At 68.8% G+C, this 12,060-nt stretch carries 14 protein-coding genes and 1 pseudogene; 5 read left to right on the forward strand and 10 right to left on the reverse strand.

The features are described 5' to 3' along the window. Positions 1-354: 354 nt before the first annotated feature. Together OCT49_RS00695 and OCT49_RS00700 are read right to left on the reverse strand one after the other, a co-directional pair. Positions 355-1,557, reverse strand: coding sequence for an MFS transporter (locus tag OCT49_RS00695; protein WP_283849926.1), 1,203 nt, complete (start codon positions 1,555-1,557; stop codon positions 355-357). Beyond that, on the reverse strand, positions 1,554-1,730 hold the full coding sequence (locus tag OCT49_RS00700; RefSeq protein WP_283856031.1) for a hypothetical protein: 177 nt from the start codon (positions 1,728-1,730) through the stop codon (positions 1,554-1,556). The genes OCT49_RS00695 and OCT49_RS00700 overlap by 4 nt, the downstream gene beginning before the upstream one ends. Before the next feature lie 15 nt (positions 1,731-1,745). On the opposite strand from OCT49_RS00700, the gene OCT49_RS00705 reads away from it, so the two are divergent. Continuing rightward, on the forward strand, positions 1,746-2,090 hold the full coding sequence (locus OCT49_RS00705) for a CGNR zinc finger domain-containing protein (protein WP_283855628.1): 345 nt from the start codon (positions 1,746-1,748) through the stop codon (positions 2,088-2,090). A 1,075-nt stretch (positions 2,091-3,165) separates the two neighbouring features. Here OCT49_RS00705 and OCT49_RS00710 read toward each other — a convergent pair. After that, the gene (locus tag OCT49_RS00710) at positions 3,166-3,534 is read right to left on the reverse strand and encodes a MerR family transcriptional regulator (protein ID WP_283849927.1); all 369 of its coding nucleotides are present in this window, start codon (positions 3,532-3,534) and stop codon (positions 3,166-3,168) included. A 51-nt stretch (positions 3,535-3,585) separates the two neighbouring features. Between OCT49_RS00710 and OCT49_RS00715 the strand changes: the two genes are divergently transcribed. Both OCT49_RS00715 and OCT49_RS00720 read left to right on the forward strand, forming a co-directional pair. Next, positions 3,586-4,467 carry an SDR family oxidoreductase gene (locus tag OCT49_RS00715; RefSeq protein WP_283849928.1) on the forward strand — a complete coding sequence of 294 codons (882 nt, stop codon included), beginning with the start codon at positions 3,586-3,588 and terminating at the stop codon, positions 4,465-4,467. A gap of 248 nt (positions 4,468-4,715) precedes the next feature. Then, positions 4,716-4,829 (forward strand): annotated as a pseudogene (locus OCT49_RS00720) (IS5-like element IS4811 family transposase); the annotation flags it as partial. Between the two features lie 141 nt (positions 4,830-4,970). Here OCT49_RS00720 and OCT49_RS00725 read toward each other — a convergent pair. After that, positions 4,971-5,534 carry a hypothetical protein gene (locus OCT49_RS00725; protein ID WP_283849930.1) on the reverse strand — a complete coding sequence of 188 codons (564 nt, stop codon included), beginning with the start codon at positions 5,532-5,534 and terminating at the stop codon, positions 4,971-4,973. Between the two features lie 268 nt (positions 5,535-5,802). After that, entirely contained in the window at positions 5,803-6,543 is a 741-nt protein-coding gene (locus OCT49_RS00730; RefSeq protein ID WP_283849931.1) for a class I SAM-dependent methyltransferase, read from the reverse strand. 645 nt (positions 6,544-7,188) lie between these two features. Between OCT49_RS00730 and OCT49_RS00735 the strand changes: the two genes are divergently transcribed. Both OCT49_RS00735 and OCT49_RS00740 read left to right on the forward strand, forming a co-directional pair. Then, entirely contained in the window at positions 7,189-7,425 is a 237-nt protein-coding gene (locus tag OCT49_RS00735) for a hypothetical protein (RefSeq protein WP_283849932.1), read from the forward strand. A gap of 23 nt (positions 7,426-7,448) precedes the next feature. Then, complete coding sequence (locus OCT49_RS00740) at positions 7,449-7,658, forward strand: hypothetical protein (protein ID WP_283849933.1); 210 nt, start codon at positions 7,449-7,451, stop codon at positions 7,656-7,658. 117 nt (positions 7,659-7,775) lie between these two features. Here OCT49_RS00740 and OCT49_RS00745 read toward each other — a convergent pair whose 3' ends face one another. The 5 genes from OCT49_RS00745 to OCT49_RS00765 all read right to left on the reverse strand — a co-directional run bounded on the left by OCT49_RS00745 (position 7,776) and on the right by OCT49_RS00765 (position 12,047). Next, a complete protein-coding gene (locus OCT49_RS00745) occupies positions 7,776-8,462 on the reverse strand; it encodes a GNAT family N-acetyltransferase (protein ID WP_283849934.1) in 687 nt (228 codons plus the stop codon). 206 nt (positions 8,463-8,668) lie between these two features. Beyond that, entirely contained in the window at positions 8,669-9,646 is a 978-nt protein-coding gene (locus OCT49_RS00750; RefSeq protein WP_283849935.1) for an LLM class flavin-dependent oxidoreductase, read from the reverse strand. 52 nt (positions 9,647-9,698) lie between these two features. Continuing rightward, positions 9,699-10,232 (reverse strand): hypothetical protein, encoded by a 534-nt coding sequence (locus OCT49_RS00755; RefSeq protein ID WP_283849936.1) that lies wholly within the window; start codon positions 10,230-10,232, stop codon positions 9,699-9,701. Further along, entirely contained in the window at positions 10,229-11,218 is a 990-nt protein-coding gene (locus OCT49_RS00760; RefSeq protein WP_283849937.1) for an alpha/beta fold hydrolase, read from the reverse strand. Before OCT49_RS00760 ends, OCT49_RS00755 begins: the two co-directional genes overlap by 4 nt. Then, positions 11,202-12,047, reverse strand: a complete 846-nt coding sequence (locus tag OCT49_RS00765) for an HTTM domain-containing protein (RefSeq protein ID WP_283849938.1) — start codon at positions 12,045-12,047, stop codon at positions 11,202-11,204. The genes OCT49_RS00760 and OCT49_RS00765 overlap by 17 nt, the downstream gene beginning before the upstream one ends. Between the last annotated feature and the right edge of the window lie 13 nt (positions 12,048-12,060).

Below are 12,060 nucleotides of genomic sequence, written 5' to 3' on the forward strand. Positions count from 1 at the left end.
CGGGAGCCCGGTAGGTCTCCCCGGACATCACACGGCCGCCGGCGGCTCCTCGGCGTAGGCAGCATGCAGGACCCGGAGTTCTTCCGGGTCCTGCATGCGCGGCGGGTCCCCGATGCGTGCGACAGGGGTACCGGGCGGCCACGAGTTCGTCGCGGCCGGCCAGGAGTTCATCACGGCGGCCACGGGAGGCCCGTCGAGCTCGTCTCGGCGGATCTCCTTCGTCAGCCGGGGCACTCTCCGGGCCCGTCGAGTCGGCGGGTCAGGATGCGCATCGTGCCACCGGGCAGGACCTCAGCCTGCGTCCAGATCACGGACTTCCCGGTCCCGGAACGCCAGGTCTCAGGGGCGGGCGCGTCATGTTTCTGCACGTGTGGCAGGGAATGCCCGGGTTCGGGCGACGACGACGAGGAACGCTGCGATGGTCAGGCCAAGCGCGGTCCAGGCCAGGGCGGGGGCACTCGCGTGGGTGGCCAGGACCGCGCCGCCGACGATGCCACCACCGGCCACCGCCAGGTTGAACACGGTCACGAATACGGACTGGGCGGCGTCGGTGTGCTCGCCGGCCCGGTCGGCCAGGGCGGTCTGCAGCAGCGCGGGCGCGCCGCCGAAGCCGAGGCCCCAGACCGCGATCGCGACAGCGATCAGCACGGCGCCAAGGGCCGGGTTGGCCAGGGCGAGGCCGGCTGTGGCCATGAGGGTGAGCACGCCGAGCACGGTTGCTCGTAGGGCCCGGTCGATGAGCAGGCCGGTGGCGGTGATCCCGGCGAAGGAGGCGATGCCGAAGATCGCGAGCCCGATGTCGAGGCGCAGCCCGGTCGGGGCGAGCAGGGGTGCGGTATAGGTGTAGAGGATGTTGTGCGCGAGCCCCCACGCGAGTGCGACGACCAGCACCGCCCGGATACCGGGCAGCAGGATCACGCGCCGCAGCGGCAGATGCGCCGACGGCGCCTGGCCGGGGGCATCGGGCACGGCGGCGCCGATCCACGCGGCCAGGCCGGCCGCGGCCAGTGAGATCGCGGCGAATACCCACCGCCAGTCCACGAGCGAGCCGGCGAGTGCCCCCAGCGGGACTCCTGCGGCCAGCGCAATGGGTTGGCCGATCCCGGTGACGGTGAGCGCGCGTCCTTGCTGGGCGGGCGGGACGAGGCGGCGGGCGTACCCGGCCAGCACACCCCACACGCGCGCGGCGGCCGCACCGGCGATGAACCGGGCCGCCAGGATCAGTGGGTACCCGGGTGCGAGCGCAGTGACGGTGTTGAACACCAGCAGCGTGAGCACCGCGGCCAGCAGTACCTTCTTCCGGCTCACCCGTCGGGTCGCGGCCACGAGCGGGATCGCAGCGAGCACCGACCCGATCGCGTACAGCGTGACCAGCTGCCCCGCTGCGGATTCGGAGATCCTCAGCCCTGCCGAGAGTTGTGGGAGGAGTCCGGCGGGGATGGTCTCGGTGAAGATCGCGAGGAACCCCGCCGCGGCCAGCGCCAGCAGTGCCGCCCACGGCAACCTTGCGTGTTGAGTGTGTTCGGGCGTGGTGGTGGCGGGTGTTCCTGTGGTCACCGGCCGGCCTCGTCGAGGTCGCGGTGGCGCTGCATGTCGGCCGGCGAGGCCCAGTCGTCCTGTCCGTGCCCGGCCTCGATCGCGTCGGTGAGCAGTTCGGAGAGCAGATCGGCCATCGGGAGCCCGAGCCCGGTCGAGGCGGCCTGGCCCGGCGGCTCCGTGAGGCGATCCACCGCATCGGCACCGCGATCGCCCACGACGAGCCGACGACCGAGACGGATCGAGCCGTGCTCAACCGGCTCCTGCGCGACGAGCAGCTCTGCCCCGAACTCACCCAGACCGGGCTGCGCTGGCAGCCCATCACCGGACACCATGTGCGCGGCGCGCTCAGCCGCATCGCCCACGACGCCGTCACCCTCCTCGGCGGCCCCCAGCGCGGCCAGGTGAAGACCTGCCAGAACCCCGACTGCCGAGGCCTCTACGTCGACACCAGCCAGGGCCAGAACCGCCGCTGGTGCTCGATGAACATCTGCGGCAACCGCGCAAAGAAGGCCCGCTTCCGCGACCCACGCACCCCCGCCGGCAACAACTGACCTCCTACGCGCAGGCCACCTCTGCGCCAACACGAAGCAGCTGCGGCGTGGTGACCTCCTTCGCCGAGAAGCCCCGCCCCCGAGGCAGCATCGGAAGCGATCAGAAGTCGGCCCGACCGGTCCGCGAACGACTTCAACGGCGGGGTGGCCCCAGACGTCTTCGTTCTGGCGGTCGCCCCGGTCTCCTCCGAGGCGGGCCGTGATCAGGTCCCGGTCCGTGCCGCACACCCGGCGTGTGTTGTGGTCCTCGGTGGGCAGGCGCAAGCGTCCGTCCAGGAGGAGACAGGCATGTGCGCCGCCGGACCAGGCAACCGACAGACGAGCGCAGTGGCCGGCACCGCGGCCTCGACGCACCTGCGCCGGAGGTCATCCGCACCGCGTGGGCCCTCGGCTCCGCGCTCGCCTCGGAGTATGAGCGAGCCGGCACACCACTCCTGAGCGGCCTCGTCCGCCTCGACGGGGACCGGGCCACGCACTCCGCGCGCCCCACCGCGTGGCGCATCATCAGACGCTGCGGGCTGCCCGCCAACGCCGAACAGTTGCAGACCTTCGTGGACGTCTGCCGGGTACGCCGGTCTGCCCAGCGGCACTACCGCGAGGCCTCCGGGCGCATCCGTGCCGCCCGGTGCAACCGTCCCGCGCCCCCGCAGGACACCGCCCGGCCCGCGCCCGTCCCCGCCCGCGGACACGGAACCGGCAAGATCACTCCCTGGTCCAGGGAGCTGATGGAGGACCGGTGGTCTTCCAACAGTTCCTTGTGCCACGCAAGGGAGTTCGGCCGGTCTCGGTGTGGCAGAAGTATTCCATGGGTGCAGATCGGGCCGCGTGCGGGCGCGGGCCACGTGGCTGTCGTCAACTGACTGTGCCGGCAGCCGGACTTCTCAGCACCGACGAGAGTCCGCGGTTCGGGGCCGGGGAGGTGGAGGCGTGGCTGCGCGGCCGTCGGCAAACCCGCGACGGGCTCACCCTGGTGTCCTGCCCCTGCGGCGGCAAGAGCGGTGCCGCGCTCTCACCACTCGGCCGGGCCGGGAAGGCCGAGCACCGTCGGGGCTGCCCATTCCAGTGGGAGTGCGGCTCAAGCTCCACGGACGAACATCGTGCAGTCCGGGCAGTCGTCGAGGTATCGGTGCCGGCACTCAACAGTGTGTTGCAGGAAAGTGATTGCCTGCTGCCTATGGGCGACTTCTTTCTCGAGTGCCGCGATCTTCGCCCTCACGACGGCCTGCGCCGCCGACTTCTTCGGTGCCATGGCAGCAGTAACCTCGGGCAATGAGAGCCCGACGCGTCGCAGTTTCAGCACGGTACGGGCCTGTTCCAGCGCGCTGTCGTCGTAGATGCGGTAGCCGTTGCCATCGCGACGCACGGTGAGGGCGCCAACGTTTTCCCAGTGCCGCAGCACGTGAGCCTCGACGCCGAGCTCTGTGGCGGCTTCCCCGATCGTCATCACCACACGCACCTTGCCTTCATGTCGACCTGAACCCATAGCGTCACGATCATGCCTGACACCACCCCCTCCACGAATTCCCCGTACCGTCCGTCGATCCTCGTGACCGGCGCCACCGGCAACCTCGGCCGAGAGATCGTTGACCGTCTCCGATCCCACGGCGCGCGCGTACGATGCCTTGCGCGCGGTCAGACCAGGCCGCGACCAGGAGTCGAATGGGTGGTCGGCGACCTCACGGATCCCGGTACCGTGCGCGAGGCGCTCGTGAGCATCGACACGGTATTTCTGATCTGGCCCCTGCTCGATTCCGCCGCTGCCCGCGACCTGATCGCCGAACTCACCACGGCTGGGCCGCGAGTCGTCTACCTGTCCTCGAGCGCTGTGGACGACGAAGCCGCTCGTCAGAGTGATCCCATCGTTCAAGTGCACGCGGACATGGAAGCCCTGCTCCACGATGCCGGCCTGCGACCCGTGGTGCTGCGTAGTGACACGCTGGCCTCCAACGCCCGTGGCTGGGTGCAACAGATACGGGCGGGTGATGTCGTGTCGGGTCCAGAGACGGCACGCACAGCCGTCATCGACGAGCGCGACGCCGCTGATGCAGCCGTAGCCGTATTGCTCGCACATCACGATCAACTGGACTATGGCCCGCATGTGTTGACCGGTCCCGAGGTACTCGGCCGCGCCGACCAGATCGCCCTCCTCGGTGCTGCACTCCGGCGCGATCTGCGATTCCAGGTGCTTCCCGCCGATCTCGCGCGGTCACGAATGCTTGCCGACGGTCGTCCCGGGCCGCTCGTGGATGCACTGATCGCCGCCTCGGGGCGGCGGCCGGATTCCCATCGCGTCACCGATCATGTCGAGCGTCTCACCGGCCATCCGGCCGGCACCTTCGCAAGGTGGGCCATCGACCATGCGGCCGAGTTCAACTGACGAGGACCGCACAACGCCCCACCCCACCCTGATGAACGTGCTCGCTGACCTGCATGGGGTTCTCGGGGAGGCAATCGTCGTTCGTTCTCCGGCAGGAAGGCATCCATGGCACACGCCAACGCTCCGTCGGCCATCAACCGTCGCGCCGTCACCCGGCACCTGACCCGCCTCGGTCGACTCCACGCTCGACGTCATCGCCGACTACACCGACACCGATCCCTGACCGGCGGGCCCGGCCTGCGAGACCCCCGGCCCCCATGACCGACTGCAACGCCGCCGAGGAAGTGCTGTTCCGGCTGCGGCTGATGCACCCCGAGATCACCATCGCCTGGGCGAAGGTCTTCCCGAACCTGACGATCAAGGCTTATCAAGGCTGTCGGCGTACCCCCGCGCATGGCCAGTGAGGTACAGCGATACGTCCCTGCCCTGAAGGTGGTCGTGCGCAGGTCGGAGAGCCGGGTCCACCAACCGCTCAACTACTTGCACTCGAGGGGTCGTCGCCCTCAGCGGATGGTTGCGCCCAGGTAATCGAGGGCCGCGCAGGCGAATCCCGGTGCGGTACGCGGGCACTGCCAGCGGGCGAGCATCTCGGGACCGGAGAGGTTCGCGGGTTCGGTCTCCTCGTCCTCGGGTTCATCCAGGGAGGCTTCGGGAAGCAGATCCTCAGGAAGCAGGCTGTCGAGTGCCTGGTTCGCTGGGGAGCCCAGCACCTCCAGGTAGGCGGGAAGATGCTCGACCACATCGTCCAGGTCGACCTCGTACGGATGCCAGACGTGCGTGCACGTCCTGCTGTCGTCATCGCGCGCGACCCGGCTCAGTACGGCGACGGCCTCGTCCTCGACTCCCGGGCCGGGGTTGCCGAAGGCCACGTAGGGGGCGAGCATCACCAGGCCCAGTGTCCAGAACAGCACGGGATCGCCCTCCGACCCCGACGACGTCGTCTCGAGTTGGCGGACGCAGTGGCGCACCGTCTCGTCCTCGTCCTCGTCAGGGTATCCGTTCCGGAGATCGTCCCAACTGTCGAACGTTGACTGCCAGTTGTCGGGCACAGGTATGACCGTCGACATGCCTTCGTGTTTCCCTTCGCGAGGTCCTGGCTCCGCAGGCATTGGATCACACGGGCTCGCGCCGTCACCCAAGGGCCGCCGCGACGGCCGGCCGGCAGAACCCCTGATCGCCCAGGCGCGGAGGCTGGCCGTTGCCGCCGACCAGCCGGCCTTGCCACCCAAGCCTCTCCGTTCGAACCCCGAGCTGGGCGAACGGAGAAACGCAACCCGGGCAACATGGCCGGAGAAGGCTCAGAGAAGGCGCTGACAGGGCCCGACAGGTCTTCGGCTATCCGCGGCGGGCGATCGTGATGATCTCGCGGCTGGAGCTGCCGATCGGTGCCATGTTCCAGTCACCGTACTGTGCCTCGACCTCGAAGCCCGCCTTGGCCAAGAACCCGTTGAGCGTGGCGACGTCGAGGAACCGAAGGTCTTCGGTGAAACCTCGGAGCACCGTGCCATCCAACTCGGCCAACGTGCCGCTGATGCTGACCACGTCGCCCACGATGGAGTCGACACCGTGCCAGTACCGAAGCGCTCGACCGGACTCGTCGACCACCTCGGTCACGTCGGCCGGATTCGAGGATGTCCATCCCTCCCAGGCTCGTGCCTGCGGATGACGCGTCTCGAACACGAAACGCCCACCCGGGCGCAGCGCGCCATGGATCCCGGCGAGCGAGGCGCGCACGTCCTGATCGGTGATCAGGTTCTGGAAGGCATGCCCCATCATCGTCGCCAGCTCGAAGTCGGCACCGCGCTCGGCCTCCGCCGCGGTGCCGTCGATCCACTCGATGTCGGCTCGACGTCGGGCCCGCTCCAGCGCGGCATGGTCCGGGTCGAGGCCCACCAGCCGGCCAGCATGGCCGCGTTCACGTGCCAGGTGCAGCATGGCCCCGGTGCCGCAGCCGACGTCCAGAACCGTCTCAGCGCCCATCACCAGTGGGAAGTAGAAGGCATCTTCGGGCCGTCGGCCCGGATCCCACGGGTTCAGCAGGTCGTACAGAGCGGCAGCGTCAGCATCTGAAAACACCGTGACAGTGTCTGTCGCGTGTTGCCTTGGAGCAACCGTTTTGAGCGGGCGGCCATCCTTCCGTTAAACCCAGCGGGACTGATCTCGTGGAGCCGGTGGTCGCTGTCCCTGCTCTCTCCTCGGAACCACCAGCGTTCGATTCCTGACCTGGCAAAACATGCCCCGGGTCTTTAGGAGCAGGTACTGATCTTGTCGTTCAACGGCCGGTTTCGAGCGCGGATCGGAATGGGTCAGTGTTTTCGCTTTTCAGCGGACGTGGAGGCGGTCTTCGTCTGATCCTGTGCTCTGTCACAGAGTGGGGCAGCACGAAGGCCGTGTTCGTGAGTTTGGTTCATCAGGGCATCCTGCGGATGCGGGCGCGGAGACGTCACTCTTCCGGTCCGACCCGAGCGCCGGCCACCCTCGCAGGATTCGGGGCGGCCTTCTCTGGCATGGCGCCCAGCGGATATCTCGCTCGTCACGAAGCACCGCCGTTCCGCTGCCGGCTGACGGGAAACGTCGACGCCCCCGCCGGGTTTCGCGGTGCGAGGACACTTTGTCGTGGGCGGCAGGGTGGCAGGGCTTCATTGGCCTTGCGCTCCCCGTCACACTGATGAGATGAGGAGACAGAGCCAACCGGTTCCTATGACCACTACTGATTCGCCAATGACGGGGCGTGAGATAGCACTGAGTTGGATCATCTGGGGTGCTGAGGCCCGGAACCTCACCGAGGCGTACTCCAACCTTGAGGCGATAGCCACGAGCCAAGCAGCTGACGCCGTCATTGCGGTGCGGTTCGTCGCGGCGTCAGACACGCACACGAGGGTGGGCTTCTTGTCGGGCGAGTCAATCGAGACCCAGACGATCTACCAGGGGTACGGAACCGCTATCCGGTACTCGTGATGTGCTACCTCCATTCGTCGGCGGTGCGCCCCACATCCTTCACCGCACCCAAGGGCGCCCCGGACACGGGCATTACAACCCGGCACGGCGACGGCGACGGCCCTGGTCCCGGCACCGGCACCGGCACCGGCACCGGCACCGGCACCGGCACCGGCACGGCGGAGCGCGGGATGTACGAGGAGGTTCCCCCGAGGCGCGGGGATGGGTGGCAGAAGGTCGGCTGGGTCTCATGAGAGGAGCCCGGACGATGCCTGCGCGGAGGAAGTGCCCGCTGGAGTTGTGTGGGCGTGCGGTCCGGAGGTGCCGCATCTCCGGACCGAAGCCCGTGATCCGCCGCTGGGCGGGCGCTTCTACGGCATCCGAACGAGCCGGCGCATCAGGTGGATGGATGTTCGGCTGAAACCTGTCGACCGGTACAGATGGGTGGCCCGTGTGTTCTCCCTGAACACGGTCAGAGCCAGGTCGGTGTTTCCCGCGGACGCGGCATGGTTCTCCGCAACTTGGAGCAGCACTCGCCCATGCCCTCGTCCCTGATGTTTCTTCTCGACTCCTATGTCGTGGACGAATGCCGTGCGGCCGTCCGCGCTCCTGCCGAGGCATAGGCGTCCGATGTGCTCGCCCCCATGGAAGAAGTCCTGGAGCCGGTAGGACCCCGCTGTTCCACCCAGTCGTGCGAGGGAGGTGAGGGTCTTCCGTGCGCTGGACTCCGCGTAGTCGCCGGGCAGCCCCAGGTCGCGCAGCACTGTCGCGTACCCGCGCAGGAAGCCCCGCTCCCACGACTCCCGCCCGGCCTGCGACGCGCACACGGTCGCATAGCCCTCGCCGAGTTCCGTACCGACCCCGTTGCCCGGGCCGATCCGCTTGCCCAGGTCGTAGGCGAACTCCTTGTATCCGGCCCGCGACAGCATCGGGAGATCGCCGAACCGGAAGGAGGGAAGCGTCAGGAGAACGTGATCGCATCCTGCGCTGAGCAGCACTCGCTCCGCTGCGCGCACCGCCCGGAGGGCGAGACGGCGTTCGTGATCGTCGTCTTCCACCTGGAACGAGTGGATCCTGCCGACGGGCGCTCCCCCGCCCGTGGCCAGACGAAGGGACCCGACATCCCGTGCCCCCACTCGCAGGACGTATTCCTCGACCGTCGGCTCCACGCCTGGCGCACCCCCGGGCGTCGCCTCCACGCGACGGAGGTCCTCCGACTGCTCCATGCCTCTCCTCGGTTGCTGTGCGATCCGCATGCGATCGGTCAGACCGCGGGATGCCCCAACGCGGCCAGGAGGGCCTGCGTCTCCGAAAGACCGGCTCGTGGCCCCTCGAGGGCGACCACACCACCGGCGCTGACCACGACTTCGTCCACTCCGGCCGCCGCGTACTCGGCCACACGGTCCTTCAGTTCGGCCGCGTCCCCGTACAGGAAGACACCACCATCGACGAGGGTCCTCGCCGCCTTCACCGGGTCCGCTTCCACATCGGTGTCCATGCCGGCCTGCCTCAGCATGTCCCGGTAGTGGGGCAGAGCGAGATGGGCCCGGTTTCCGGCGAGGACGAGCTCTTCCGTCGCCCGACCGGCCTTGTCCAGCGCGGCAGGCACCATTGCGACGACGCGCGGGACTGCGCGGCCGCGAGCGGCTGCTCCCTCTCGCAGCGCCGGCACGATCACGTCACGGATGTATGCGGCAGGCGCCAGCCAGGTGATCGCGACATCGGCCGTCTCTCCGGCAAGCCGCGCCATCCCTGGCCGGAGCACGCCCAGGCCCACCTCGACCCGGGGACGAGTGACCTTGGGGAGTCTGCCGTGAAAGGAGAAGTACTCGCCCGTGACGGCTGTCTCTTCCCCGTCCAGCAGCCCTTTCAGGATGCTCACGTACTCCCGTACCGCTCCCAGCTGGCTTCGGTAGGGGGCGCCCAGAAGCCTCTTCTGGAACGAGACGCTGCCGGGACCGTAGCCGGCGACGACCGGGTGCCCGGTCGCGGCGGCCACCGACTGGGCCTGGACAGCCGCGTCGTAAGGGTGGCGCAGCGGCATCAGCGACACGCCGATGCCCGCGGGAACCGGAAATCCGGCCGCCGCCGCGTGAATGAACGGATGGTGGGTGTCGCCGCTCAGTACCTGGCCGAGCCAGAGCGTGCGCCCGCCCCTCGACTGGGCGAGCGCGGCGTAGGGCAGGACGGCCTGCATCCGCGCGCCTCCGACGGGCATCATGAGCCCGATGTCGGGCATCATCGTGCTCCTTTGCACATCAACCCCCATAGGTACGAGAGAAAATCGGGCGCGATCACAGCGGAACGGACGGCGAGGAGAAGATGAATTTGGGCTTGACGCCCGGATCGTAGCCACCGCTCTTGACGACGACGAACTGGAACGCCACAGCGTTCTCCCGCTCGCTCGCGGGGCACGAGGCGATCTCGGCGCGGACGTACTCCCGGAGGATTCGGTACAGGTGGTTCTCCGTGATCCCCCGGACGCCGGCGGATGCGACGACTCCGCTCAACTTGCCGCAGACCATGAGAACGGACTTGACGTGCCGCCGCTGCGGGGACCACAGGGCGGAGGTCCAGCCCCTCTCGCACGGTTGCGACGGCCGCTGCCACCCGCCGGTCGAGCGGTCGGCGTGCACGAGGCGGTACAGCACCACGTAGTCGTGCTGGGCGGGGATGGGCGCGAAGAACCGCCAGTTCGGGATGAGGCCGAGACGGTCGAACTGCCGCAGCCCGTCGAACACCCGGTGGGGGTGCTGGCTGAGGACCGTCGCGGTGAACCAGCCCGCGAGAGCGATGCGAACGGAACGGTCGAGAACAGTGCGGCTCAACGGTCGGTCTCCACCTCGTAGAGGTCATGCAGAAAGCGTCTTGTCCCATGGACGATCCTCTTCGCTCCTTCCTGGTACGGCACTTCTTCTCGCCTGACGTCGTCGAGGACCGTGCTGCCGGCGAAGTCGGGCAGGTCCATGAGTTCCGCGTGCATCTCCTGGTATGCGAGGCTCTCGGCGTTCCTGGGGCTCGACATGAGCAGGGACACGGGGACGGGGACCTTCGGTATCGCGGCCGGCTCGGCCAGTTCCCGATGTGCGGCCCGCCACTCGCGTTCCGCCGCGGTCCAGGTCGAGGCCGCGCGGTACTGATCCAGGCAGAGCGACCTCACGTGTCGGGGGACCTGCTCGATCCACGGGGGCGCCAGCAGCAGCGGGGAGAGGCCGGAGCGCAGGGACTGCGGCATCAGGGTGAAGCCGAATCCGGTTTGCTCGGAGAGTGATCGAAGCAGCTTCGACCGATGCAGCTCGCCCGGGTACCGGGGGTCGATCACCACCACTCCGTCGACCAGCTGGGGTGCGTCCGCTGCGGCCCGCAGGGCGAGGAGTCCGCCGAGGCCGTGGCCGACCAGTACCACGCGACGGCCCTCGCACGTCACCCGCACGAGGTCCGCAGTGTCCTTCACGAGCAGGTCAAGAGAGAACGCGACGGTGTTTCCGAGGCGGCTTCTGCCATAACCGGCGCGGTTGGCCGCCAGGACCGAGAAGTCCTCGCCGAGCGCGGCCTCGACCGCGCTCCATCGCTCCACGGTGTCGCCCAGGTCCGGCAGGAGCACCACCACGGGATCCGCGGCGAGCGCGGGGCGAGGTGCAGGCCTGAGCCGATATGCGATGGTGCTGCCGCTGCCGGTGCGTACGAAGCGCTCCGAACCGCTCCCCCGCGCGACCCGGCGGGCCGTCCGTCGCTGCGCGACCGCTCCTGCGAGCAGAGCAGTGCCGAACACCGTGGCAATCAGGCGCGGCAGCGTGTCATCCCTGGTGTCCACGGCGTCCCTCCGCTGTGCCGATCATGTTCGGACGCGTCACGTAAAGGATGGCGGGATAGGTGGAGAAGAAGGCCCACACGAAGCGCGAGAGCCCCATGACCCGGGCGTTGACCAGGTGGAAGGAGCCGGAGACGGCCAGCATGAGAGGAGCCGTCCTCCCCTTCGCCACGAAGATCACGGGAAATGCGCACTCGAACAACAGCACCCCGTGGCTCACGTACTTCGACAGTTCCGGGAAGCGCTGCGTGAGCCGGTACGCTCCCTCGTCGCCGTAGATCTCGGTCCGGAGGATGCCGGGCAGCGCTTCGCCCGAACGCCAGCCCGGGCCAGCGAGCTTGGTGACGCCGGCGGCGAAGTACGAGAGGGCCGACTGGAGTGCGATGAACCAGAGGCAGGCGTCGACCACCTTCGGCTGCCGCTCGCTCAGCCGGGCCACGGCAGCGACTCCCTGCACCGTGAAGGCCACCTGGTCGGATCCGTCCGTCCCGAAGTGCTGGCGAGGATTGACCGCCAGGGAGGACAGGGCGAGGAAGGATCCGGCGGCCGCTCTGGTCCGGCGCCCTGTCGACGGCACCAGGAGCGTCGCAGCCGCGGCCACGCGGGCGATCTGAATCGACCGGCTCACCCGCGGCCGGCCGACGAAGTCCAGGGCCCGTTGTACGGGGGGAGGCGCCCACGCAAACTCCTCACGGACCAGGTCCCAGTCCACGAGGGGCGCGTTGCGCGTCCGGCGCTCGTTCGTCAGCGACTCGAGAGCTGCGACCAGATGCGTGATCGCGCTGATCTGCTCGGTCGTCGTCAGTGCGCGTGCGCGGCCCGGCCGCGGCACTCGAAATTTCCCT

This window comes from Streptomyces sp. ML-6, from assembly GCF_030116705.1.
Classification (GTDB): Bacteria; Actinomycetota; Actinomycetes; order Streptomycetales; family Streptomycetaceae; genus Streptomyces.